Here is a 24,404-nt window from a genome sequence, read left to right as displayed (position 1 = left end):
GAAAGCGAGTGAAACTTGATGAAGCGAATATCGGCGTTAATTCTGCTTAATCTTGCCGTTTCTTTACTTCTTAGTGGTTGCTGGAGCCGAAGGGAATTAAACGATTTAGCCATAGCTGTTGCAGCGGGCGTGGACAAGGTAGGGGATCGCTACCGCTTATCCGTCCAGGTCGCCATCCCCGGTCAGGTCGCTTCGAAAAAGGCCGGGAGTTCCCAAGCCCCTGCAACCTTATATACGGCGGAAGGCGATACTTTATTCGAAGCGGCGCGGAGAATGACTCAAATCAGTCCGCGAAAAATATATTTCCCCCATCTCCGGGTATTCCTGATCGGCGAGTCGATGGCCAGGCAAGGGATCGCTGAAATTTTGGATTTTCTGCTTAGAGATCATGAATTTAGAACTGATTTCTTCCTTGTAGTCACCAGAGGAGTAACAGCGGAGGAAACTTTAAAAATTATGACCCCACTTGAAACCATTCCGGCCAACAAATTGTTCAATTCCCTGCAAACCGCAGCAAAAGCCTGGTCGCCCAGCAAAGCGGTAACCTTGGATGAATTGATCAATGATCTTATCAAGGAAGGTAAACACCCTGTCCTGACTGGCTTGGAGATTAGCGGTGACAGGAATATAGGGCAGACCAAGGAAAACATATTAAATATCTATACGCCCAGTCAACTGCAATATTCCGGTCTCGCCGTCTTTAAGCTGGACAAACTGATCGGCTGGTTAGACGAGAAGGATAGCCGCGGATACCGGTTTCTGATAGGAGAAGTGAAAAGCTCGGTGGGCTTCGAACGATGTAAAAACCAAGGAAAAGTGGTATTGGAAATACTGAAAACAAATACGAAGACCAAGGGAAAGATTGTCGATTCGCGCCCTGAGATGGACATCAAGGTGTACGTCGAGGCCAATGTAGCTTCCGTGGAGTGCCGAGGCCTGGATCTAACTAAACCGGAAACGATCACAGAGTTAGAAACCCGGATGGAAGAAAAGGTCACGGGCCTCCTGGAATCGGTAATCGCGAAAGTGCAAAAGGAGTACAAAGTGGATATTTTCGGCTTCGGGGAAGTACTCCGCCGTTCACATCCAAGGGTGTGGGCAAAAATGAAGGAAGATTGGAACGAATACTATTTTCCGAACTTGAAAACTCATATTCAGGTTGACTACACAATCCGCCGGAACGGAACTACCGGTAATTCCTTCTTGAACGAACTCAAGGAGTGAGGAATAACCATGCTGAATATTGTTTTTATTTTAGTGTCCGCCGCGTTAATATCCTGGCTCGAATTCCCCCGAATGATCCGGGAAGGGGAACGCCGGGAAATCTGGGGGTTCTCGGTCTTATTGCTGATTGGTATTGGGCTTAGCCTGGCCCAGAGCTTCATGACCGAAATCCCCACACCTTTGATATGGATTGCGATGATCATCAAACCGTTCAGCGATCTTCTCTCCGCGATGGGTTTGATCCAATAAGGAAGGGGGCAGGAACATGCCGGAAGTAAAAATTTCATTACGTCAGCTCAGCATTTTAACTGCCCTCTACACGATCGGCAGCGCTATTCTGATCATTCCCTCCAGCGTGGCCAACATTGCCAAGCAGGATGCCTGGATCGCCGCGTTGGCCGGGTTGGGGTTCGGCCTTCTCATCCTGGCGCTGCATCATCAACTCTCGCGAATGTATCCAGGAACGAACTTATTGCAAATGTCCGAGAAGCTGCTTGGAAAATGGGTCGGCAAAACGGTTAATCTTTTGTTTCTGGTTACCTTATTTTTGGGCGGACCCGTCACGGTATTGTACGATATCGGCAGCTTCATGATCATCCAGATCCTCCCCGAAACTCCCATTCAGGCGATTCTGCTTCTCTTCGGAGCCATTATTGTATTGGGTATCCGATTAGGGATTGAAGTGCTGGCCAGGTCCGCTGAGCTGCTGTTTCCATGGTTCCTTCTGCTATTTCTATCCATGACGGTTCTGTTGTTGTCGATCGTTAAATGGGAGAGGGCGATGCCTATTCTCGAGCACGGAACAGGTCCGATCTTCCCGGCTGTACTTTCTTTTTTAAGCATTGCCTATTTGCCGCATATTGTCCTGCTGATGTTCTATCCATCATCGGTCGCCCGCCCGCAAGATGCCCCAAAAGCGGTTTATATCGGGAGCCTGTTGGGGGGAGGGGTGCTTATTATCGTTATTGCATTGACAATTCTAGTGCTGGGTCCGGATCTAGCGGCAAAAAGCGCATATCCTAGTTATATGCTCGCCCAAAAAATCAATATCGGTAATTTCCTTCAGCGCATAGAGGCGATCATGGCTGTAATGTGGTTCATTACCTTATTCTTTCGCATCACTCTATATATGTACGCTATTGTTACCGGCATAAGCCAGTTATTTAATATTAAAAACTATCAGCCGCTGGTCCTGCCAATCGGATGGATTATGGTCTCTTTGGCGGTCTTCATTTATCCTAATATTCCTTTTAAACATGATTGGGACAAGAGGATTTGGACCCCGTATATCATCATCATTAGCATTGGATTGCCACTGCTTCTCCTCGGCGTGCATGGCGTCCGGAATATGTTTTCAAAAAGTCCAGGAAAGACATCATGATAACGCGGGTGCAAATTAAATTGAAAGACCTCCAGATCCCGGAATGACCGGAAATTTGGAGGTCTTTCTAACCTTGAAAAAGCACTCAAGGCTTTACCTGTTGAATTTGAATCAGGTTGGTCGTTCCCGCTTGACCAAGCGGCAATCCGGCGGAAAGTACAACCGTATCACCGGGAGTTACATATCCTGTCTTCAAAGCGCTTCGAATCGCCGAATCGAACATCTCATCCACAGCGGACACCTGCTCCCCCTGAAATGGAAATACCCCTGACAGCAGACACACCTTTGAGAGTACGTGCACGTCATGCGTAATTGCCAAGATCGGAGCCTTCGGGCGGTACTTCGAGATCATTCTCGCCGTAAAGCCGCTCCCCGTGGAGGTGATAATGGCCTTAGCGTCGAGTTCAAGCGAAGCGCTGACTGCGCTTTGGCTGATCACTTCGGTGATGTTGGTGGCATGCTGCTTTCTTTTCCGGTCGAATTGATCGTAGTAATCGATCATCGCCTCGGCCTGATGGGCCACTCTGGCCATCGTCCGGACGGATTGAACCGGATATTTCCCCGCAGCGGACTCTCCGGACAGCATGACCACGTCGGCTCCCTGCATAACGGCGTTGTAAACATCGCTGACTTCGGCACGCGTCGGACGCGGGTTGACCTGCATCGACTCCAGCATATGCGTAGCCACGATGACGGGTTTGCCGGCAAGGTTACACTTGTCGATCATTTCCTTCTGCATCATCGGTACGTTTTCGACCGGAACCTCAACCCCGAGATCGCCCCGGGCTACCATAATGCCGTCCGAAGCTTCCAGAATGTCGTCCAAATGCTCGATGCCTTCCTCATTCTCAATCTTCGAAATAATCTGTACATGGCCTGCGCCGCGCTCATCCAGAATCCGGCGGACCTCACGGATATCGTCTCCTTTTCTGACAAACGAGACCGCAATCATTTCGATATTCTGTTCCAAGCCGAAGCCGATATGGCGGATATCCCGTTCGGTTACGCCAGGCAGGGTCGTTTTGATCCCCGGCAGGTTCACGCCTTTGCGAGGCTTGAGCGTCCCTCCGCTGATAATGCGGCAGGTGATCTCCGAGCCTTCTACGGAGAGCACCCGCAGCTCTACGAGGCCGTCGTCGATCAGAATCCGGTCGTTCTCATGTACCACCTTAGGCATCTCCGGGTAGTTGACGGAAATCCGGCGGGCGTCTCCCTCGATCTCTTCCGTCGTCAGGATGAGTTCCTCTCCCGCAATCAATTGGCAGGATGCTTCCTTCAGTTTCCCGATCCGCACTTCAGGTCCCTTGATATCCATCATGATCGGAATAAACGTGTCCAATTCCCGCGCAGCTTGACGGACACCTTCGATCCGCCGCGCATGCTCTTCCGGCTCCCCGTGGGCCATGTTCAGCCGCCCGACAGTCATCCCCGCCTGAATCATCTCCTTCAGGATTTCCGGCCGGTCGCATGCCGGCCCCAGCGTACAAATGATTTTCGTCCGTAGCATGAAATGAATCCCTCCTTGGTCGTTTGCTCCTTATTCTACTTCAAGTTTAGAACCAGCCCTGTACCTATTATCACCCTTCGGATGGCAGCAAGGTGAAAATATCGGCAGCCTTTATCCCCTGCGCTTCGGCCACGGCCGGATAAGTTACCTGACCGGCCATTACATTGATGCCTTTGGCCAAGGCTTTGTTGCCGAGCGCCGCCTGGCGTATGCCCTTCCCGGCAATTTGAAGGCCGTAGGGAGTCGTGACGTTAGTCAGCGCGATGGTGGAGGTACGGGCGACCGCCCCGGGCATATTGGCGACCGCATAATGAATGACGCCGTGCTTTTCGTATACCGGCTGGTCATGGGTTGTGATCCGGTCGATGGTGGCAATGGACCCGCCTTGGTCGATCGCCACGTCGACGATGACGGAGCCGGGCGACATGGCCTTCACCATATCCTCCGTCACGAGACGCGGCGCCCGCGCACCGGGAATCAGTACCGCTCCAATCAATAAATCGGCCCTTTGCACAGCTTGAGCGATATTGAACGGATTGGAGATCAGCGTTTTGACCCGGCCCATGAACATTTCATCGATTTGGCGCAGCCTTTCCGCGCTTAAATCGATAATTGTCACTTCCGCGCCCAGGCCGACGGCCATCCGGGCTGCGTTAGTCCCGACGATGCCGCCGCCGATGACGGTTACCTTGCCCGGCTCGACGCCAGGAACGCCGCCAAGCAGCAGGCCTTTGCCGCCGTGCGCTTTTTCCAGAAAATGCGCCCCGATCTGAATCGACATCCGGCCCGCCACCTCGCTCATCGGCATCAGTAGCGGCAGCCGCCCGTCATCCAGTTGAATCGTCTCATAGGCAATCGCCGTCACTCCGCGCTCTACAAGAGCCTTCGTAAGCTCCGGCTCCGGTGCGAGATGCAGGTACGTGAACAGGATAAGGCCTTCCCGAAAATAGCCGAATTCCTCAGGAATCGGCTCCTTCACCTTGACGACCATTTCAGCGGCCCAAGCTTCCGCCGCCGTTGGGACGATCCGGGCTCCTGCCGCCTCATAATCTTGGTCGCCGAACCCGATGCCTTCTCCGGCACCGCTCTCTACCAGCACTTGGTGGCCCGCTTGCACATAAGACACCACCGAGCCCGGCGTCATGCCGACGCGGTGCTCGTTATTTTTCGTTTCCTTGGGTACCCCGATTATCACTTGCTCCACCGTCCCTTTACTCGTCAGGCTACTTCAGCCCTTACCTTCTTACCTTCATGCCTTATGGCTTATCCCCTTATTACCCGAAAACCGCCAGTTCTTGCCTTTTATTCAGTATATTCCGGGTTTATGGCTCCGGTTTGCCAAAAATAGGTTTCCCGGGAAAGAATAGCGTTATCCTGCTACCACCTGATTTTTGTGATAAGTTCAAGGATTCGATCACGCTCCGGTAAACTTATCGGCCATTCCATGATTTCGTTCCTGATGCGCTCCAGACTTGTATAACCTTTCGCTAACCCGTTCAGTCTGGCCGCAATCGTCGAACCGTCGATTTCTTCCTGCGAGGGATATAACTGGCTCAATTTAGCTAGCGCGTCCGGAAATCTTTTCAGATAATATTTCTGATGTCTCTCTTCGGCAGGATAAAAGACAGTATATGGTGCAATCTCGGTCTCCGGTCTGCGATCGCCGCTATCTATGCGCTGCTCGATGCAGTGTTGAATGGCGCGCTCCTGCTCGGCGTCATGGAACAGTAACAAGGACAAATATTGACGCCCTTTATAATCGTTGATATTAGCGGGATTATGATTGTCCCAAAATACTTTCAGCAGTTGCTCATACGAAATTTGTCCGGGATCAAAATCGATCTGAACCGTTTCCGTATGGTCTCCCATCCGCCGGTATTCCGGGTTATCGGTCGTTCCCCCGGCGTATCCGGTACGAGTTCGGATTACTCCCGGCAATTGGCCGAACAAAGCTTCCGGCGACCAAAAGCATCCCATTCCGAGCGTTGCTGTCTGATGTTGCGGGTGACTCTTAGTTTCCGATTCCGTGCGGCTGTTGTTGAATTGTTCCGGCCCCTCGTTCAGCATAGCTGGAAAACCTCCCGTTAATGTAGTCGGAAATTGCGTTTAACCGGCTATATTAGAAACGAGACAGTTCCCCTGTAAAAAGAAACCGTCCCGCTCTATATTTGTGTACGACCTCACATCTCCCGAAGTCTAGCATCCAGCATCCGGAACATCGCCTCGCGCTTTTCCTCCGGAACTTGGGAATACATATCCCCTACACTTAGCTCGAAATAACTTGTATCCCCGTCAAATTCTCTCACATTTCCGGTGATTCCGATCCCCGACGCTTCACATAACTCGATCAGCACCGGTTCGACTTTGGCCTTTGGAGCATCAAAATGTACATGGAACATATTTGATACAGGTACCGCCGGGCGGGTGTTCACGCGAGTGCAGGCATTGAAGCATTCCGCCAGCCGGACGGCATCCCGGTAGTATTGCTCCATTTTGCCGATCCGTTCCTTAAAATAGTGCGCGCTGCTCAAAATATACGGATATAAGCTGATGAGATCGCCGCCGTGCCGTCTTTTCCAAACCTTCGACTTTTCGGTGAAGTCCGCGTCTCCCGCGAGAATCGCCCCGGCAATCCCGCCGATCGTTTTGTAAAAAGAGACGTAGACACTGTCGAACAGCGCGCAAACCTCGGCGGCACTCTTTTGGTAGTACGGTAAAATCTCAAAAAGTCTCGCGCCGTCCAAGTGCAGCTTGATGCCTTTCTCCCGGCAATAAGCGGAGATCGCCTCCAGCTCCGAGTATTCCGGCAACTGGCCGCCGATTTCGCGCTGCGGCAGTTCCAGCAGAAGGCAAGCGATATCTTCCCGTAAATTTCGGACATCCTCCAAAGTGATTAGACGGTCCTTGTCCGCAAGCAAAACAGGCTTGATGCCATGCAGCTCCTTTAATCCGTCCTCTTCGTGGATCTCCAAATGGCTTAGAGGATGATAAGCCACTTGCTTGAGATTTCCCTCGTCGCACCAGATTCTTAAAGCGATTTGCTGCGCCATCGTGCCGCTTGGGAAAAACACCGCGCTTTCCTTGCCGAGATACGCAGCCATCTCGCTCTGGAACTCCTCGATGACTTGGCCTTTGCCATATATATCGCTCTCTAAGCTTCCCTCAACTTGCTCCAAGACCGATTTTAAGACTTCTACATTCCGGAGGCCCTGGCCCGACAGGCGGTAAGCGGTCCGGTTAAATGCTTCCGATAGGGTTTTCTGCTCATTCATCGCTGTTCTGCTCCTTTATTCTTTTTCCGGATAGTGTTATCCGGTCCATTCGTGACCTGTATAATACTCCTATTTTAACACTTCCACAGGCTAACGTAATAATCTCATACCTCCGCTGGAAGAGGCCCTCATTGAGTCAAATGGCATTCCTGTTTAATGACAAGCATACATTTGGAGAAGAAGGGACGATAGTCTGACGAAGCCCGACTTCAGCCCTTCATATTCTTTAAAGGAAGCGATGCTTGTGAATCTATTATCTAGCAGAACGAAGGGCTATCTTTTGCGCCGATCCTGTTTAAAAGCCTCCTTGATTCTCGCTGGTTCCCTTATCCAGGGATTCGGCATGGGCGTCTTTCTGTTTCCGCATGCCATTCCTCCCGGCGGGGCCGGAGGGCTTGCTTTGCTGCTAAATCATTGGTTTTCCTTGCCGATGAGCATCGGCTTCTGGCTGATGAACTTTCTGTTTCTTTTGACCGCGATTCCGTATCTTGGAACGATCAGCACTATAGGCACGATCGGGGTGATCACCACCACTTCGGTATCCTTTAACATCTTCGGCGTCTACTTCACAAGCCCGTTTGGTAACGTCTGGTTCGATCTGCTGGTCGGCTCGGTTCTGCTTGGGCTCGGCATCGCCGTTCTTCTCACCCAGCGTTTCTCCAACGGAGGCATCGGATTTGCGGCGCTCGCAATATCCAGGCAAAGGCATGCCGATCCGGGTAAAACGCTGCTGTGGATGAACGGATGCATTTTTATCCTTACGGCCTGCGTTATCGATTGGATGATTATTATTCAAGCCCTCCTATGCCAATGGATTTCCACCAGCATCGTGAGCTGGTTATATAGCGCCTCTTTCCCCACCAAACCCCTTTATGTCTGGCGTGGTAGAAAAGGAGGCTGAATCTGGAACGGAAGGTTCCAATCCAACTTTTAGGGAAACAGCTCCCTCCCGCTTTCGTTGGAAAAAATACAGCCATTTCTTTCACCACTCTGCCTTAAAGCCATTTCATTGGACAAAATCCAACCAGTACGAGCGTATATGCCGCTTTAACCCTGAAAATCCGAGTAATGATTGGATTTAATCCAATCATGGCATCAAACCTTGCTGTTTGTGCGCCGTTTGATTGGATTTCTTCCAATGAGCGACAGCAGAAGTGATGGCAGCGAACAAAAAACAAGCCACCCAAGGATTATTACACCCTGGAGCAGCTTGTTTTGTTAGGACGCTCACACATCCTTATTACTAAGTATGCTCAATGAAAAGGCCGCCAAGCAGCGGCCTTTATCATGCGCTCACAAATTGGAAGATCCCGATTAGTACCATAAGGAAAACAATAACGAGCATTAGCATTATGGCTGTTTTAAGAGGTCTGAAGCTCTTAGATCTTCTCTCCAACTGTGCCTCAACATGTTCCAATCGATCTTTAAGTTCTTGAATTTCATTTTTCCGGTCCATGATTACCTCCTTTATGCAGCTTTTAAACTATATATCTATTCAATAAACAGAGGCTGCATGCTCCTTCTATATAGAATGGATACGCGAAATGAGAACTGACCCGGTCCCCCCGGGTATCCCCTACCGCAGACTTTAAGTATAATGGAGGTAGATTTTTCTATTTGCAATCTGGAGGTAGAACGATGGGACTGTTTTCTTTTTTGAAAGGCCAATTTATTGAAGTCATCGAATGGCTGGACGAATCGGCGAATTCCGGCTCGATGGTGTACCGTTTTCCTGTATACGATAATGCGATCAAAATGGGCGCCAAGCTGATTGTCCGCGAATCTCAGGCCGCTGTGTTCGTCAACGAGGGACAGATCGCCGATGTCTACGGCCCCGGCACTTATACGTTATCCACGCAAAACATGCCTTTGCTGACCGCCCTTAAGTCTTGGCCGTATGCGTTTAACTCGCCGTTCAAGGCGGATGTTTATTTCGTCAGTACAGCCAATTTTACGAATTTAAAATGGGGAACGACCAATCCGGTTATTCTCCGGGATACCGAGTTTGGCGCCATCCGGCTGCGGGGCTTCGGAAGCTATGCGATCCGCGTAAAAGACCCGGCCATGTTCCTGAGGGAATTGTTCGGTACCCGCAGTGACTTTACGACCGAGCAAATTTCCGGGTATTTAAAATCGATTCTTGTTACCGGAATCAGCGATCTGATCGGCGAATCCCGCATTCCCGTGATGGATCTGGCTTCTTCGTATGAAGAGCTGAGCGCCCGGGCCATGGAACGCCTGCAGCCGCATTTCGAAAGCATGGGTCTGTTCCTGTCGCTGCTGCTGATCGAGAACCTGTCGTTACCGCCGGAAGTCGAGCAAATGATCGACCGGAAGTCGTCGATGAACATCGCCGGCAACCTGGACCAATATATGAAATATCAGACCGCCGAAGCCATTCGCGAGGCGGCAAACAACCCGGATTCGGGTGCAGCCGGAACCGGAGCCGGTCTCGGCGCCGGCATGGCGATGGCCCAGATGATGGGCCAGATGATGAACCGGCCGGCCGAACCGGGACCGGCAGCCAGCGGCGGCGGCCCCGCAGCGGCAGGGAATGGGAATGCCGCGCAAACTGGCGTACCGAAACGGTTCTGCACGGAGTGCGGTTCGCCGCTGGTGGAAAACGCAAAGTTCTGCTCCGGTTGCGGTACGAAAGTGTAGGGGATGACGATGGAAGCTTCAGCACCAAAAGAAGCCAACGCGAAGGCTCCAGTTACGTTTCCCTGTTCCGGCTGCGGCGGCCCGATGCTGTTCGACTCCGAAGCGCAAAATCTGAAATGCCAATACTGCGGGCGTGAAGAGGCCATTGAGGATTCCGGCAGCCAGCCCGTAGAGTACGATCTGGATTTGTCCGGAACGGATGAAGAAAATGCAGCGCTGACGGATTGGGGATTCCGGAAGCAGACGCTGCACTGCGAAAGCTGCGGCGGCGATATCGTGTTGCCTGAACTGGAAACCGCCGCGATCTGCCCCTTCTGCGGATCCTCGAAAGTTCTAAGTCAACAGGACACGGCCAGTATCAAACCGGAAACCGTGATTCCGTTCCAAATTTCCATGAAACAGGCCATGGCTTCGTTCAAGACATGGAAGTCGAAGCGATGGTTTGTGCCGAATGCCTTCAAGAACGGGAACATTGTCGCTCGGCTGTCCGGTCTGTATATTCCCTACTGGACCTTCGATGCCGATACGGACTCGGTGTATACGGCGGAACGCGGCGACTATCATTCTCGCACCGTCACTCGTACCCGGACCGTCAACGGTAAAACCGAAACGTATACGACCCAGGAACGGTACACGGTATGGCACCGGGTCGGCGGGGAGTATGACCGCTGGTTTGACGATGTGTTGGTCCCGGCTTCCCGGCGTTATGACGGGAAGCTGCTGGAGAAGCTGAACAATTTCGACCTGTCGAAATTAAAAGAGTACCGACCGGAATATCTGAGCGGCTACCTGGCCGAGAAATATTCCGTGCCCCGCAGCGAGGGCTGGCAGCAAGCCAAGGTGCGCATCGACAATGCCATCGAAGTCGGCATCAAAAGGCAGATTGGCGGCGATGAGATCCGCTCGTTGCGTACCCGTACCCAATACAGCGGGCTTACCTACAAACATCTGCTGCTGCCGATCTGGAATGCGGGCTATACTTATCGCGGAAAGCCTTACCGTTACATGGTCAACGCTCAGACCGGACTTGTTTCAGGCACTGTTCCGCGCAGCCCGTGGAAAATCACTTTTTTTGTGCTGTTCTGCGTAGCGGCGGTCCTGATTGTGTTGTACTTCATAGGGCAAAGCCAATAAAAGTGAAGGCCTATGCATGCGACATCATACTTAACAGAGAAAAAGACAGTCTCCCGAAATCGGAAGACTGTCTTTTGTTATGCTACTAATTATTTTGAAAGCAGATTGTACAGGATCTGCGCCACTTGGGCACGGGTCGATGCCTCTTGCGGGCCAAGCTTCCCGTTGCTGCCCGTTATAACTCCGGCTCCTGCAAGTTGCCGGAATGCCTCTTGCGCGTAGCCGGCAATCTGTCCAGCGTCGCTATAGCTTGCAAGCGATGCTGCGGATTGGTCCGAAGGGAGCTCGCTGAGTACGCCAAGCGCACGGTACAGCAGCGTGATCAACTCCTGACGCGTAATTTCAGATTCCGGAGAGAACTTGTTATCGCCCGCTCCGTTAGCGATACCGAGCTTTTTCGCCGCGGCCAAATAACCGCTGTAGTATGATTCCCCGGCATCGGAGAAATTGTCCGCTCCAACTGCCTCTGGAGAAATATTGTAGGCTTTCAGCAACAGCACGACAAATTGTCCCCGGGTCACTTTGGCATTCGGGCTGAAGTTGTTGTCATCAACCCCCGACGCAATGTTTCTGGCCGCCAGATAATCGATAGCCGGGTAATACCACGACTCCGCTGCGACATCGGCGAATGCGACTTTATGGTATCCGATAATAAGTTGGGATAACTCGTTGACCGCAACATCAACCGTCCCCGTTGCAGGATTAAATCCGCCTCGCAATACCTCCAACTCACCCGACTCGCTGACCCGGTACACGATGATCGCATTATTCGTTTCGCCGGCTTGCGGCCGGTACGGAATGCTGATCTTAATCTTGCCACCGGTGCCTGCGCTCGTGATGCTCTTGTCGCCGGCAAAGATGGAGAAATCATACACAGGACGATCGCCAAGCGCCTGTTTACCTTCTTCCGTGAGCTCGGCTTTCGCAATCAGGATACTAATATCGCCGCTCTCCTCGGATGCGCTGAGCTTATCGATGGTGCCGGCATCCAACGTAATCGTCGCAATCCCCTCATAATTGATCACGACAGCAGCGCTTGTTCCGGCTGCCAATTCGTTAAAGGCCTTTCTTGGGATCGTAAACTGAGCCGTTTGCGTGCCGGCTGCTGCCGTGGCCTTGAATTCGATCACGGCTGTTTTGCCGGCTGCCTCCGCCTGTTTCGCGCTATCCGTTAGACTCGTCACGGCTGCTGCCGAAGCTAATGCCGTACTTGACCCTGTTGCTTCGTCCGTAACAGGCTTCACCGTTATTGAGACAACAACGGAATTGCCATTCGTTGTTACCGCCGGCTTTCCGCTGTCAGTTGGTGCAGTCGTACCAGTGTTCCCGCCGGAGCCGCTGCCAGACGATGAATTCGAACCTCCGCCGCCCGAGCCGTTTCCGCCATTGTTGCCACCGCCTTTATTGCCGCCGCCTCCCGGCGCCGGTGCGTAGGCTGGAACGATTACGGCCGTATCCGGGCTGGCATGATACCCCGTCTTGGCTGCATATCTGACTTGGTAAGTGCCCGGCACCAGTCCGGTAATCGATGTGCCTGTCACCGCCGTATACTCTGCCGCACCCGACAGCTTATACTCCTGTCCTTGAACAGTACCGTTGATCTTGCCGTCGTTATTTGCCGAAGTTGTCGGAGCCACGCCTGTCAATCCGGCTGGAGCCGCTTGTTCCGCAGCATAGGCCGGAACTTCCACATCGGTCGGACGGCTTGCCTTGTAGCCTTCTTTTTCCGCATACCTTACATTGTAAATTCCCGGAACGAGCCCGGTAACCTCAATGTCCGTAGCGTATACGTAATCCGTAGCGCTGACCAGTTTATATTGCATCGCGGTCGTCGTTCCGACGATTTTGCCGTCATCATTGGCCGGCGTCGTTGGCGCCACGCCGATTAATCCCGTCGGCGCAGCCTGCTCGCCGAAGCCCGGGACTTCAACCAAAGTATCCGGGCTCGCTTTGAATCCCTCGCGGGCCGCATATCTTACGGCATAGAGTCCCGGCACTAAACCGGTAATAGCACCCTCTACAGCCGGTTTATAAGTGGAGTCGCCTTCCCGTTTATATTCCTGGGCAGATGTAGTACCCGTGATTTGTCCGTCTAGATTGTCGGCCGTCGTTGGCGCAATCCCCTTTAATCCGCTAGGTGCGTCTTGTTCTTGATCTTGCTTAGCCGCCGGAACCACGACTTCTACCGACTGGCCCGGCGCGTAGGAAATCGCGGTCGCCCCTTCTTTGCTGGTCGGTCCCTGATAGCCCGGTTTGGACGCATACCGCACCTGATAAGTGCCCGGAACCAATCCGGTTATCGACGCACCGGATACCGGCTTGAACTCGGATTCCCCGGCCAGTTTATATTCCAAGGCAGAAGTCGTACCCGTGATTTGTCCGTCATTGTTAGTGGACGTCGTCGGCGCTATTGCATTCAATCCCGTCGGCGTGGCTTCCAGTCTGGAATGCAACGATTCAAGCGCTTTGATGTAGTTGTTATATCTGGCGCCTACCGCGTATCCATCGCCTTCCTTCACGTAATCCGGTTGAATGTTGGTCCAGGAATACATCAGCTCGATATGTCCCAGAATTGGAGCGCCTTGGCCATCCGCATCCTTGTTATCCTTGTTGTAAGCGAACAGATAAGGAACCTGGAGACGGTCCCCGGAAATCACGGTTCCCTGTCCATCTACATAGCTGATCGTCGTCGGTTTGGCAGCCGTATTATTCTGAGTCTTGATATTGGTCAGATAGCTGTTGACCAGATCGACGTACAATTTGGCATATGGATGATTTGTCGTCCGGACTTGAAGCGTTTCATTGCCGTGCGGATTATCCCCTCTCGGTCCGCCCGTATTATTACCGGACTCCCGGACTTCCAGTCCCCCATCCAGCTTGGTATCCCAGAAATAGATTTTATCGATGCCCTGCTGCTTGGCATATTCGTTAATGTATTTGATTACCGCCTGCGTATTCGGGCACCACGATCCCCCGAACAGAAACAAGTAGTTCCCTTCGCTCTGCAAAATCTGTTGCAGTTGGTGATAGGTTACATGCTCATAGACGAGATCCCCGTCGGCTTCCGTAAAAATAGTCTGCCCGGCGTTCTCCCCGGCATAGTTGAGGTTGAAGGCTTCCTTAATATAATCGGATTCGTTGATCGTGCTGTATCCTTGCGCAGCCTTGAATACGGTGCGAACCAACTCTTTATACGCTCCGACCTTATTAGAATCCAATTGGCCATCCGTCAAAAAGTCATCCCAAATCCGGCGTTCGTCCAAATAGGTCACGATCGGTGCCGGAATTCCCTGCTCGTCTTTATGATCCTTGTTGTATACAAACAGGAACGGGGCTTCGATTTTGTTGGCGGCTACCGTATTGCCGTCCTTCGTGTAGCTGACGTTGTAAGCCGGGTCATTCTTGTCGTCCAAATTCAGGTTTTTCAAATACTTATTGACCAGATCTACATATTTGTAAGCGAACGGGTTACTGGAATCCGCAATCTGCAGGGAATCCCCATCCAGCTTGGTATCGAAATTATAAACGGTATGAATGCCTTGTTCTTTCGCCACCTCGTTAATGAATCCGATGGTCGCCTGAGTTTGCTCGCTCCACGCCCCGCCGAACAGGACAGCGTAGTTGCCTTCGCTCTCGAACAGATGGGCGATGTCTTCATATGTAGCCGTTTTGAACACATGGTTCTCATCATTCAAATGCTCATACACCTTATCGAAATAATTAAAGTGACTAACCGCCGATTTAGCGATGCCGCTACTGTTTGCAGCCTCAGCGGCGCTGGCGCTGGCTCCGCCGAATACCGGCACAGCCAGGAATGCCGCCAGCAGCAACGTCAACCATCGCCGGGACTGGTTTAATCTGATTTTGTTCATATTAACACCTCAATGTTCTTGTGTGATTTGAACCTCATTTGGTATTGCTTAATTAGCAATCTTCATCGGAGCTCGGCGGTGCTGGAGCTGGTTCCGGAGCAGGAGCCGGAGCTGCCGGTTCTGGTGCCGGAGCAGAAGTTGACGACGAAGATGATGAGGAACCGGACGACGAGCTGGATGATGATGAAGAAGATGACGAGTCGGATGAAGAAGAACTCGAGCTTGACGCAGGCGCTGCGGCCGATTTGGTTTCGGTCACTGCAGGTGTTGTCACTTTAGGTTGATTATTCTGCTTCTTGATAAAAGAGACAGACGAACCGGAACCGGTGTTTTGCTCTTTAACAGCTGGAGCCGACGCTTGCGTTGACGGCGCCTTTTGTGATTCCGCTGCCGTCGTACCCGCTTTGTCCTTGCTCTCCTCGGAGGCCGTACTAGCCGTAGGTGCAGGCTTACTGTCCTGCTTAGCCGCGGATGCTGTCGTCTTGGACGGTGTCGATTCCGTTGCTTTGTTTACAGCGGCTGCATTCTTCGCCGAAGACTCCGATGCTGCCACCGTAGAAGACCCAGACCCTGCCGCTTTACTTCCTTCAACCTTCACAGGAACCACTGTCGTCGCTGCTTCGGCAGACCCAGCCGTTTCACCAGCCGATTCGCTTTCCGCCACAGTCGATTCGTCAGCCGCAGACGCGTCCGGTGTGGCTGCTTCAGCCTGCAGCACGGATCCGCTATCCTCCGCATTGACAGGCTCTTCCGTAATCGGAGGTTCCGCCGCCGTATTATCTAAAGACGAGGTTGCCGGAGCAACCGGAGCGCCCTCCGCCGCGTTTACTTCCCTGGCGTGTTTATTCGCGGAAACCGCCGCAAATGTCAATACGCCGAATACCAAAGCCGCTGAAACTAGGGATATCGCAATCTTTTTCATGAGTACACAATCCTTTCTGAGTTTAAAATTGTTGTTGTTGCATCACCGCACTAATCTTCGCTGCTCACCCTCTTTGTCTGCTTCATCCGGATAATAAAAAAAGACCCAACAAGCCGCATAGATGCGTGCTCATTGGATCTCTGGCCGTCCAGTAGATCACTCTTTTTCATCATCCTGAATGATGTGGTTGATAGGTGCTTTTGTTTCTTGTAACCCTATATTAGGGTCCGATCATCGCAATGTCAATCATTATTTTAATTTTTCCTATTGGTTTTATCGGAATTATTGAACTATTCCGTCTCGTTACGGTGTTCCGGCGTAATCAGTAGCGTATTCAGCGGCGTTTTCTGCCGTCCATTCATCCTTACTCAACCAGCAGTTGAGTTCCAGCCGAGTTACTCGTCCTAAGATACATAGCGTTTCTGCCGCCCGTGTTTATAATGAAGATAACGACGTCGTAATCTGATTTAGGAGAAGAAACGATGAACAACGGGGATAAAGTAGGTAAACGCATCGCCATGCTTCGCAAGGAAAAGAAGTTCTCACAAGAGGAGCTCGCCGAGCGGCTCCATGTAAGCGCACAAGCGGTCTCCAAGTGGGAAACGGGGAAATCGCTTCCCGAGACGGCTACGCTGCCCTTGCTCTCCACGATCTTGGGACATTCCATTGACAGCATCCTCATGCCGCAAGAATTAATCATTCTCTCCGCATGCTATACGGATGGACAGGAGAGCCATGAAGTTACTCACTTCTTGAATCAGTTTGTTGTCGGCAATCAATTGACGTTTCCCGTAAGCGAACAGACCCTTCCTTTTAAAATTCAAAGTGACCGGCTCAAGGTACTGCTCGTGAAATATGAAACTCCCTCCGGGGTTTATTCCGATTACGCTTTAAAAGGGGACACCTTGACCATCGGGATCGACTCACAAACTTTCATGACCAAGGACGGCGAACTGGACTTTATCTTTGCAGCCTACGGCAATGAAACGGCTTATCTGAACGTGATGAAGAAAATGACGCATCTCCAGTATTTCCGGTGGGATCAGTTTCAGGCCAATCATGAAGTGTTTCCAAGCCTCATCGACAATGAAGGACAAGACTATTTGCTGCTGATTTACCGAAATGCCGAAGGTCTCCACGCCGTCAGTTGCCGGGAGGGTGAACGCATCCGCTACAGCCCGGATCGAATGTCATTATTTTGGTACGACGACTCCAGCGAGAGTTACATTATCGAACAGGTTGACCGGCTGGGCTTCGGCAAAGGAATGGACTGCTCTTGGGGCGGCGCAATGTACCTTTCTCTGAAAAGTATGGGCGTTCAGACTTCCTATGAAAAGATCATGGGCGTCTCCGGGGCATGCTGGAGAATCTCTTTTACCCCGGCCTGGGACTACAGCTCCGCTGATGCCTTAGTAGCTTACGATTATGCCGTTCCCGCCTTTGCGGCCTATGGCTTTCAACCGATCTGGGCGGATCGGATCAGCCAGAAAGAACGAAAAGCGGAAAAGCAGCAAGTGTTGGCCAGCATTCGCAAACATCAGCTTCCTATTGCCATCAACCTGCGCGTCGCACCCGAGTGGGGCGTCATTACGGGATATCTTAATAACGGAAACACCTTGCTCTGCCGATCCTATTTCGATGACGAAACCTTCCGGGATCTTCATGATGATCCCGAATTCCAAGCCTCCATGGAAGAGAGCAAAGGTTATCTTTATGTCGATCAGTGGCCGTTCGCCATGGTGCGGTTTGGAGATCAAGGCCCGGTTCCTTCCGACTTCGACAACCTGCTTCGTTCACTGCATACCAAGGTAGACTCGATGAGCCAAACCGAAAATCGGGGTTACCGGATGGGATACGCCGCTCTGGAGACGTGGAGAGAAGGACTGCTGGATGAGGCATGGTATCGAACGGCGGAGGATTCGGATATTTCCCGGAGGCTTAGCGTCAATCATTTTTGCATGATGGCCCTAACCGACGCCCGGAAATGCGCGGCTGCTTATTTGCGTGATTCCCTTTTCATCCCGCAAGGTGAATATGTCTCTCAACAGCTCTCGGAACTGGCCAAAATTTACGATACGGTGTATTCACGGCTTTCGGCTTTTTATGAAGCCATGCCAAGTGATGAAACTTTAAAAACCTCTTTCTCGGTCCGGCAGGCTTGGTCGAATGAGCAAAGAGCCGAACAGGCACAACTGCTGGAGTGGATGGCAAACCTGGAGAGACAGGGAGACGAGCTGGCGAGGCTGGTTTTGGAAAATGCGAATAACAGGCTAGCCAGCGACAAACGTTAGTTCCGTTAGTTCAGGGACTAGTTCAAAAAGGGGGTTATCTCCGCACCTTATCCTCATCCGGTGCGGAGATAACCCCCTATTTTTGCGAACAACATTTATTTTATGATATCTTCCAGCTTGTTCATTAATTCCCGTAGTTGATTAATCGATGTGACAATCTCTACTACATGCTGCTGCTGGACATGCGAACTTGCCAGTACCTGCTCAACCGATGCCGCGGATTGTTCCGTGAAAGCGGCCACCGTGGTAACCTCCTGGACGACGGTTTCAGAAATTTGGCGCAGACGTTCATTCATTTCGCGAACCTGTACCGCCTGTTCCAAGACCCCGGTTGAATTCGACTCGATTCCGGCAAACAGCTGTTCTGCATTCATCGCCGATTCTTTGCCCGCATCCACAACCGTACGGCCATGCTCCACTAAATCCGTCGCCTGCCCGATGCGGCTTTGAATGGATCCGAGAATGACCGAGATGTCCGTAGATGCCTCCTGAGCATGCTGGGCCAACTTCCGGATTTCCGTGGCCACCACCGAGAATCCTTGTCCATGTTCTCCAGCTCTCGCCGCTTCGATAGAAGCATTCAAAGAAAGCAGGTTTGTCTGGTTCGCAATGTCCTTAATAAGGTCCACGATGCTTTCGATTTTCCGGTTTTCCTCATTCACTTCTCCCATAACCAGGGAAGTATTTTGAACGATTTGGTCGATTTCATGGATTTTCCCCGTCAATTCGTCCATTTTAACTTTGCCTTGAACCGTAAACTCGGAAGTCGCCTTCGATTGTTCACTCATTTTAACGGAGGCCTGGCTTGTGGCACTTACATTCTCATCCACACGATGGATAGCCTCCGATATATCGGAAATGCTGGCGGACCCAGTCTCGATACCGACCGCGATTTCATTGAAGGCGGTTACGACCTGATTGGATATTTCCCCTGTATGGGTGGCATTCGCCTGCAAGCTTAGAATCGAATGACCCAGCACTTCCACCGTATTTTTAACCTCTCCCAAGACTTCCTCCGTCCGATTTTGCGCAACCGCGGATTCCGCGGCGCTGGCTTCCGCTTTCCTTCTCATTTTGGCGCCGATCAGGCTCTGTGCAATCAAGGCCGTTAGGGTGACGATCAGATAACCATTTAAGTTAATGTCACTTTCCGTTGACAGAAATTCTTTGGTCTGCAAAAAGTAGTTCGTCATCACTATCGCAAGCAGGCCGCTAAGCAGTAAGGGACGATAATTATGATAAATTGAAATAAGAGCTAGCGTAAAGAAAATAAGAAGCAGGCTGCTGTATCCCGCGCTCGCATTAATAAAAAAGAAGGTGATGATGCTAAGCCCGATCGATACGAGGTACATAATATAACGAACCCCTATTTTTCTCCAAATCAGAATCACGCACAGCAGGGCGACCGGCAGTCCGGAAATAGCCAACGTCTGTCTTATGTGTGGAACCGACAAGACAAGCCCCAGAAAAAGAGTTCCCCATAGCAACCAAACCATTAATTTGTTCCTTCGGTGCAATTCGATTAATTTCTCTGACATCACAATCACTCTCTCTCTGAGCTGTTTTATTCTACGGGGTTGCTGTATTACATAATTACTTGAACACTGCACTGTAATTCGACATACTCGAACAAAATCCCTCCACCCTTTTCATGAACTCTACTATCGTTTTTTGAGCGCTGCTTTCCTATTAAACTCAAGCGTATTGAAAGCGATATCAAACAAATGATAGTATAAGGACTGGGAGATTCTCTCTACCTTATTTTGAAAGGAAGTACTCAGTCTATGGTCAATACAAAAGGGAAATGGGCATTAATTACGGGCGCAAGCCGGGGCGTAGGCTATGAGACCGCCATTTTTATGGCGCAGCAGGGTTGCAATCTCATCCTGCACAGTAGAACGTTGGAGCATACGAAGGCTTTGGAAGAAGAGGTTAAAAACCTCGGCGTGGAAGTATATAGCGTGCAGGCGGAACTCGCCAATCACGAGGAAGTGGTAGCGATGCTGGATGAAATTGAGGCAAAAGGGACGCAGGTCGACATCGTCTTCAACAATGCCGCCGTTCAGATCGCTTACCGGACGGATTACTGGAATACTCCGGTGGAGGACTTTGAACAGAGCTTCCGCATCAATTTCATCTCTGTCGTTACGATTTGCAACCGGCTTATTCCGAAAATGATTCAGCGCGGCTTCGGACGCGTTATCAATACAACCAGCGGCATCCGCAATGAACCGGAGCAAGCGGGGTATGCGGCCAGCAAAGCCGCGCTGGACAAATTCACGAAGGATTTGGCCTCCCGTCTGGAAGGCACCGACGTCATGCTGAACCTGACCGATCCGGGCTGGTGCCGGACCGATCTGGGCGGACCATCGGCCCCTAATGACGTGAAGAGCGTCATCCCGGGGATTGCGATCGGCGCCTTTGTCGACGACAAGAAGAGCGGGCGCTTCTTCCCTGCGCAAAGCTTCACCGGCTTATCTCTTGAAGAAGCCGTCGTGAAAGCGGAGCAGATCGAAGCCCAGCCTCATGTTATTTAAGAGCGTACTGTAACTGTAAATAGCATAAAAAGGCCCGTATCCGGATCAAAACATGTCCGGGATACGGGCCTTTATTTTTGGAGTCCGAAGTTGATTCATGTGTCTCCTGGGGAGTGTATGAGCGCATTTCCCTTCCCTGCTTAGTCGGTGCCAACTTGCTCCATGATCGCCGCCGTTACGGCCTCCCAATGCTGCTTCATTTCCTCCCGGGCCCAAGCGTCCGTCAGCTTCTCCTGATGAAAGCTGATTGTCGTCTTGTCGGCATGCGACGGGTTGGGAATGAGTCGAATCTGGAGCGTGGACGGCTGACTCCACCCTTTTCGTTGCCAGATCAAGCGAAGCTGCTCCAGCGGCTTTACGACGCGCAGCTCCCCAAAGTTTCCTTCTTCGGTCGTATATTGGTGCCCCGGTTCGAGCTCCAGCGACGACAAATCGCCCAACCACAGCTTCAATCCTTCCGTGGAGAGCAGAAATGCCCAGGCCGCCTCCCTGGAAACGGGAAAAGTCCGGCGCACGCCGATCTGAAATCCGGCCGCTTTTGTTTGTCCTATCATCGAAACCACTCCTCTCAAAATTAAGGCGTAAGTCCTCTTACGAACAATTCGATGCTCGAATCCAGAAATTCCGTCAATGCCACGCCGGCAATGCCTTCCGAACCGTACAGATGAGCCATGAACGCACCGTAATTCATCCACATGAACGTAATCGCCTGCGCTTCCGGCGAAGTAGGAGTCAGCTTCCCCTTCTCCATCATCCCGGTAAAATAATTAGTCAGCAGTTCCCGAAGCTGCCGCGGGTGCTTTTGTGCCTTTTCCCGCGCGGCGGATAATTCCGCTTCCTGGAGAACGACGCGAATCCACGTCCGATTCCGATTCATGATTTCATGGTACGTTTCGGCGACCAGCCGCAAATCGCTCCGCAAATCCCACACCAGCTGCTCGGCAAAAATCATCTCCATGGCACCGGTATAATAAAACCGGTCAATCGCCTCGTCCAGTAAATTGGGCTTGCTGCCAAAGTTACGAAACAGCGTCATCTCGCTGACTCCCGCCTCAGCCGCAATCTCCTTGGTGGAAACGCCATTGTAGCCCTTTTCCGCCATCAAAGAGAGCGCCGCCTGCATCAGCTTATCCTTGCTGGTCAACTTTTGCTTGCCCGCAGGCTTTTGTTTACCTGTCGACTTCTGTTCGCTCGTCAACTTCTGTTTGCCTACCGGCTTCTGTTCGCTCGTCAAGTTCTGTCTATCTCTTAATGTCTCATTAAATTCCATGCTCGCTCCTCCAAAATGTTAGTCAACACTAACATATGGATATTATATACGCTGCCTTTCTATAAGTCAAAAAAAGGAAACAAAAAAGACGCCGTACAGGCGTCTTTTCTCTTGAAATTACCTTTCTGGTTCTGCATATAAAGCACACATCCGCCGTTTCCGTCCACCATCCAACAGTTCCTTATCTTTCTTCGGCTTCCCTACTCACTCGCGCAAAGGGCAGCTTGTTGGATTTTTTCCAATGATATAGAAGTTACTTTTACTTTGGTGATGTTTGGTTGGAAAATATCCAATGAAAAATGAGTGTCCGTGCCGATTTAGAGTTATAGAGAGCTTTTCATTGGAAATTATCCAATGAAAATGCTGATTGGACGCTGAATCAGCCATCTGGTTAGATTTTTTCCAATCATCCCTTAATCGATCCGGCGACCATCCCCTTCATGATCTGCTCCTGCAGAATGAGGTAAACGACAATCGTCGGGAGGACGGCGATCGCCATCGCGCCCATCGTCAGGCTGTAATCGGTACCGAAGCCGTCCGAGAACAGGGACAGGCTGAGCGGCAGAGTCTTGAGCGCCTGCGTGTTGATGAACACAAGGGCGAACGAGAAGTCGTTCCAGAACCGGAGGAACGCCAGAATGGAAATCGTAGCGATGATCGGCGTGCACAGCGGCAGCACGATTTTTCCGAAGATGCCCCACCAGCCGTTGCCGTCGATCATGGCCGCCTCCTCAATCTCCCGGGGGATCGAAGCCATATATGCCATGGCCAAAAAAATCGCGATCGGCAGCTCGAACGCTGTGTAAGGCAAAATTAGCGCCCCGTACGTATCCAGCAGATGGATTTTATTCATGATGATAAACAGCGGCACAAGCGTGCTATGGATCGGAATGAGCATGCCCGCCAAAAAAATTCCAACCACCGCTTTTTTGAAACGGAACGGGAACCGGGCCAGCACATAAGCCGCCAGAACGCTGAGCAAGATCGTAAGTACAACCGCGGCCAGCGTGACAATGGTGGAATTCACCATGGCCCGTCCCATGTGCCCAAGCTCCCAAGCTCTAACTATATTCTCCTTCATCCAGACGAGCGGCAGGCCGTAAGGCCGGTTGAAGAAATCCTGATTCGTCTTGAACGCGCTGATAAACAGCCAGTATAACGGGTACAGCGTAATCACGGAATACACGAGCAGCAATAGCTTGCCAAGGCCCGATAAGCCCTTGACCGCCAACTGTCTGCCGGATAGATCCCGTCTCATCCCGCCGTTCCCACCATTTCCTTTTTGAAGGCTCTGATCGTTGGTTACCCCTGTTTTCAAGGCCGGCTCTATTTTCATGTCGCCTTCTCCTTCCCGACTAACCCGATTTCTGCCGGGTCAGGATGTAATTGATGCCGATCAAGAGCGCACTGATGAGTATGATCATGGTCGACACGGCGGAACCGTATCCGTACCGGTACACGTCAAAAGTACTGTTGTACATATACGTCGCGAGCAGCTCCGTCGAGCGCGCCGGCCCGCCGCCGGTCATGACGATGACATGGTCGAAGGCCTTCAGGCTGCCCGAGATGCACAGGACGAGCGTGACGACGACCGTGCCCCAGATCATGGGCAACGTTACATAAAGGAGTTTGCGCCAACCCACGGCGCCATCGATTTTGGCCGCATCGTCGACCTCCGGTGAAATATTTTGCAGAGCGGCAATAAAAATAACCAGGTACGGCCCGACATTGCTCCAGTTGATCGGTATGGAAATCGCCAGCATGTTGACCTGCGGATCGGACAACCAGGCCCTGGTCCAGGACTCTAATCCGATCATTCTCAGCACTGTATTGGCGAGCCCGAATTGCGTTTGGTAGATATATCCCCAGATCAGACCGACGACAACTGTAGACAGCACCATCGGCATGAAGACGGCGGAACGGACGAACCGGGAAAAGAGAGTATTTTTCAGCAGCAGCAGAGCCAGCAGAAGTGCAATCGGAATCTGTCCGATGATCGAGGATGCTACCAATATCAAATTGTTGCGGAGCGCCCGCCAAAAGATTCCGTCCTGAAACATTTCGCGGTAATTGTCCAAACCGATAAAGCTTGCCGCGCCGAAGCCCTTCCAGCTGAAAAATCCGTAATACGCCGACCAAAACACCGGCACGATAACGAACATTAAGAATAGTAACAGGGCCGGAAGCAGCGCCACGGCAATGAATCCCTTGCTTCGTAATGCGGTTGGCATGAATGCAGCCTCCTTTCTTAAGCAAACAGTCCATTTGTGTCATAAGGCTGACTTGGGGAGGGCTGGCCTCCCCCGTCCAATCCTGTATCTAACTAAAAACTG

General features: G+C 51.6%; 19 protein-coding genes. 8 read left to right on the top strand and 11 right to left on the bottom strand.

Features of this window, described 5'->3' with window-relative positions; all coding sequences use genetic code 11:
• Nucleotides 1-18 precede the first annotated feature (18 nt).
• Genes KJS57_RS08490 through KJS57_RS08480 form a run of 3 tightly spaced genes read left to right on the top strand, consistent with a single transcriptional unit; the run spans nt 19 to nt 2,605 of the window.
• Complete coding sequence (locus KJS57_RS08490; RefSeq protein WP_213654418.1) at nt 19-1,224, top strand: Ger(x)C family spore germination protein; 1,206 nt, start codon at nt 19-21, stop codon at nt 1,222-1,224.
• 9 nt (nt 1,225-1,233) lie between these two features.
• Nucleotides 1,234-1,473 (top strand): hypothetical protein, encoded by a 240-nt coding sequence (locus tag KJS57_RS08485; RefSeq protein ID WP_211022356.1) that lies wholly within the window; start codon nt 1,234-1,236, stop codon nt 1,471-1,473.
• A 16-nt stretch (nt 1,474-1,489) separates the two neighbouring features.
• On the top strand, nt 1,490-2,605 hold the full coding sequence (locus KJS57_RS08480) for a GerAB/ArcD/ProY family transporter (RefSeq protein WP_213654417.1): 1,116 nt from the start codon (nt 1,490-1,492) through the stop codon (nt 2,603-2,605).
• An 85-nt stretch (nt 2,606-2,690) separates the two neighbouring features.
• On the opposite strand, the gene pyk is transcribed toward KJS57_RS08480, so the two are convergent.
• The 4 genes from pyk to KJS57_RS08460 all read right to left on the bottom strand — a co-directional run bounded on the left by pyk (nt 2,691) and on the right by KJS57_RS08460 (nt 7,384).
• Complete coding sequence (gene pyk / locus KJS57_RS08475) at nt 2,691-4,112, bottom strand: pyruvate kinase (RefSeq protein ID WP_213654416.1); 1,422 nt, start codon at nt 4,110-4,112, stop codon at nt 2,691-2,693.
• Nucleotides 4,113-4,182: 70 nt separating this feature from the next.
• Nucleotides 4,183-5,307, bottom strand: a complete 1,125-nt coding sequence (gene ald, locus KJS57_RS08470) for an alanine dehydrogenase (RefSeq protein WP_213654524.1) — start codon at nt 5,305-5,307, stop codon at nt 4,183-4,185.
• A 182-nt stretch (nt 5,308-5,489) separates the two neighbouring features.
• On the bottom strand, nt 5,490-6,179 hold the full coding sequence (msrA, locus tag KJS57_RS08465) for a peptide-methionine (S)-S-oxide reductase MsrA (protein ID WP_213654414.1): 690 nt from the start codon (nt 6,177-6,179) through the stop codon (nt 5,490-5,492).
• 113 nt (nt 6,180-6,292) lie between these two features.
• Nucleotides 6,293-7,384 (bottom strand): threonine aldolase family protein, encoded by a 1,092-nt coding sequence (locus KJS57_RS08460; RefSeq protein ID WP_213654413.1) that lies wholly within the window; start codon nt 7,382-7,384, stop codon nt 6,293-6,295.
• A 238-nt stretch (nt 7,385-7,622) separates the two neighbouring features.
• Here KJS57_RS08460 and KJS57_RS08455 point away from each other — a divergent pair, with 238 nt between their 5' ends.
• From KJS57_RS08455 to KJS57_RS08445, 3 genes are all read left to right on the top strand, one after another.
• Nucleotides 7,623-8,285: a YitT family protein gene (locus KJS57_RS08455; protein WP_213654412.1), complete on the top strand. Its 663-nt coding sequence runs from the start codon at nt 7,623-7,625 to the stop codon at nt 8,283-8,285.
• A gap of 737 nt (nt 8,286-9,022) precedes the next feature.
• Nucleotides 9,023-10,045, top strand: coding sequence for an SPFH domain-containing protein (locus KJS57_RS08450; RefSeq protein WP_211022361.1), 1,023 nt, complete (start codon nt 9,023-9,025; stop codon nt 10,043-10,045).
• 9 nt (nt 10,046-10,054) lie between these two features.
• Complete coding sequence (locus KJS57_RS08445) at nt 10,055-11,179, top strand: TFIIB-type zinc ribbon-containing protein (protein WP_244861450.1); 1,125 nt, start codon at nt 10,055-10,057, stop codon at nt 11,177-11,179.
• Between the two features lie 89 nt (nt 11,180-11,268).
• Here the strand turns inward: KJS57_RS08445 and KJS57_RS08440 are convergent, their stop codons facing one another.
• Both KJS57_RS08440 and KJS57_RS08435 read right to left on the bottom strand, forming a co-directional pair.
• A complete protein-coding gene (locus KJS57_RS08440; RefSeq protein ID WP_213654410.1) occupies nt 11,269-15,051 on the bottom strand; it encodes an S-layer homology domain-containing protein in 3,783 nt (1,260 codons plus the stop codon).
• 52 nt (nt 15,052-15,103) lie between these two features.
• Complete coding sequence (locus KJS57_RS08435; protein WP_213654409.1) at nt 15,104-15,973, bottom strand: hypothetical protein; 870 nt, start codon at nt 15,971-15,973, stop codon at nt 15,104-15,106.
• 482 nt (nt 15,974-16,455) lie between these two features.
• On the opposite strand from KJS57_RS08435, the gene KJS57_RS08430 reads away from it, so the two are divergent.
• Nucleotides 16,456-18,264 (top strand): helix-turn-helix domain-containing protein, encoded by a 1,809-nt coding sequence (locus KJS57_RS08430; RefSeq protein WP_213654408.1) that lies wholly within the window; start codon nt 16,456-16,458, stop codon nt 18,262-18,264.
• Nucleotides 18,265-18,359: 95 nt separating this feature from the next.
• Here KJS57_RS08430 and KJS57_RS08425 read toward each other — a convergent pair whose 3' ends face one another.
• Nucleotides 18,360-19,802 carry a methyl-accepting chemotaxis protein gene (locus KJS57_RS08425; protein ID WP_213654407.1) on the bottom strand — a complete coding sequence of 481 codons (1,443 nt, stop codon included), beginning with the start codon at nt 19,800-19,802 and terminating at the stop codon, nt 18,360-18,362.
• Nucleotides 19,803-20,048: 246 nt separating this feature from the next.
• Here KJS57_RS08425 and KJS57_RS08420 point away from each other — a divergent pair, with 246 nt between their 5' ends.
• Nucleotides 20,049-20,801, top strand: a complete 753-nt coding sequence (locus KJS57_RS08420) for an SDR family NAD(P)-dependent oxidoreductase (RefSeq protein WP_211022367.1) — start codon at nt 20,049-20,051, stop codon at nt 20,799-20,801.
• A gap of 140 nt (nt 20,802-20,941) precedes the next feature.
• Here KJS57_RS08420 and KJS57_RS08415 read toward each other — a convergent pair whose 3' ends face one another.
• From KJS57_RS08415 to KJS57_RS08400, 4 genes are all read right to left on the bottom strand, one after another.
• On the bottom strand, nt 20,942-21,355 hold the full coding sequence (locus tag KJS57_RS08415; protein WP_213654406.1) for an SRPBCC family protein: 414 nt from the start codon (nt 21,353-21,355) through the stop codon (nt 20,942-20,944).
• A gap of 20 nt (nt 21,356-21,375) precedes the next feature.
• On the bottom strand, nt 21,376-21,924 hold the full coding sequence (locus tag KJS57_RS08410; RefSeq protein WP_244861463.1) for a TetR/AcrR family transcriptional regulator: 549 nt from the start codon (nt 21,922-21,924) through the stop codon (nt 21,376-21,378).
• Nucleotides 21,925-22,477: 553 nt separating this feature from the next.
• Entirely contained in the window at nt 22,478-23,329 is an 852-nt protein-coding gene (locus KJS57_RS08405; RefSeq protein WP_213654523.1) for a carbohydrate ABC transporter permease, read from the bottom strand.
• Nucleotides 23,330-23,426: 97 nt separating this feature from the next.
• The gene (locus tag KJS57_RS08400) at nt 23,427-24,302 is read right to left on the bottom strand and encodes a carbohydrate ABC transporter permease (RefSeq protein WP_211022370.1); all 876 of its coding nucleotides are present in this window, start codon (nt 24,300-24,302) and stop codon (nt 23,427-23,429) included.
• Between the last annotated feature and the right edge of the window lie 102 nt (nt 24,303-24,404).

It is taken from the genome of Paenibacillus vini (assembly GCF_018403325.1).
GTDB classification, from domain to species: domain Bacteria; phylum Bacillota; class Bacilli; order Paenibacillales; family Paenibacillaceae; genus Fontibacillus; species Fontibacillus vini.
This window is presented reverse-complemented; position numbering and strand designations above follow the sequence as displayed.

Bases quoted from the DNA above. Each gene is read 5' to 3' on its own strand.
- KJS57_RS08490 (WP_213654418.1), top strand. From the start codon at position 19: ATGAAGCGAATATCGGCGTTAATTCTGCTTAATCTTGCCGTTTCTTTA.
- KJS57_RS08485 (WP_211022356.1), top strand. From the start codon at position 1,234: ATGCTGAATATTGTTTTTATTTTAGTGTCCGCCGCGTTAATATCCTGG.
- KJS57_RS08480 (WP_213654417.1), top strand. From the start codon at position 1,490: ATGCCGGAAGTAAAAATTTCATTACGTCAGCTCAGCATTTTAACTGCC.
- pyk (WP_213654416.1), bottom strand. From the start codon at position 4,112: ATGCTACGGACGAAAATCATTTGTACGCTGGGGCCGGCATGCGACCGG.
- msrA (WP_213654414.1), bottom strand. From the start codon at position 6,179: ATGCTGAACGAGGGGCCGGAACAATTCAACAACAGCCGCACGGAATCG.
- KJS57_RS08460 (WP_213654413.1), bottom strand. From the start codon at position 7,384: ATGAATGAGCAGAAAACCCTATCGGAAGCATTTAACCGGACCGCTTAC.
- KJS57_RS08455 (WP_213654412.1), top strand. From the start codon at position 7,623: ATGCTTGTGAATCTATTATCTAGCAGAACGAAGGGCTATCTTTTGCGC.
- KJS57_RS08450 (WP_211022361.1), top strand. From the start codon at position 9,023: ATGGGACTGTTTTCTTTTTTGAAAGGCCAATTTATTGAAGTCATCGAA.
- KJS57_RS08445 (WP_244861450.1), top strand. From the start codon at position 10,055: ATGGAAGCTTCAGCACCAAAAGAAGCCAACGCGAAGGCTCCAGTTACG.
- KJS57_RS08440 (WP_213654410.1), bottom strand. From the start codon at position 15,051: ATGAACAAAATCAGATTAAACCAGTCCCGGCGATGGTTGACGTTGCTG.
- KJS57_RS08435 (WP_213654409.1), bottom strand. From the start codon at position 15,973: ATGAAAAAGATTGCGATATCCCTAGTTTCAGCGGCTTTGGTATTCGGC.
- KJS57_RS08430 (WP_213654408.1), top strand. From the start codon at position 16,456: ATGAACAACGGGGATAAAGTAGGTAAACGCATCGCCATGCTTCGCAAG.
- KJS57_RS08425 (WP_213654407.1), bottom strand. From the start codon at position 19,802: ATGTCAGAGAAATTAATCGAATTGCACCGAAGGAACAAATTAATGGTT.
- KJS57_RS08420 (WP_211022367.1), top strand. From the start codon at position 20,049: ATGGTCAATACAAAAGGGAAATGGGCATTAATTACGGGCGCAAGCCGG.
- KJS57_RS08415 (WP_213654406.1), bottom strand. From the start codon at position 21,355: ATGATAGGACAAACAAAAGCGGCCGGATTTCAGATCGGCGTGCGCCGG.
- KJS57_RS08410 (WP_244861463.1), bottom strand. From the start codon at position 21,924: ATGCAGGCGGCGCTCTCTTTGATGGCGGAAAAGGGCTACAATGGCGTT.
- KJS57_RS08405 (WP_213654523.1), bottom strand. From the start codon at position 23,329: ATGAGACGGGATCTATCCGGCAGACAGTTGGCGGTCAAGGGCTTATCG.
- KJS57_RS08400 (WP_211022370.1), bottom strand. From the start codon at position 24,302: ATGCCAACCGCATTACGAAGCAAGGGATTCATTGCCGTGGCGCTGCTT.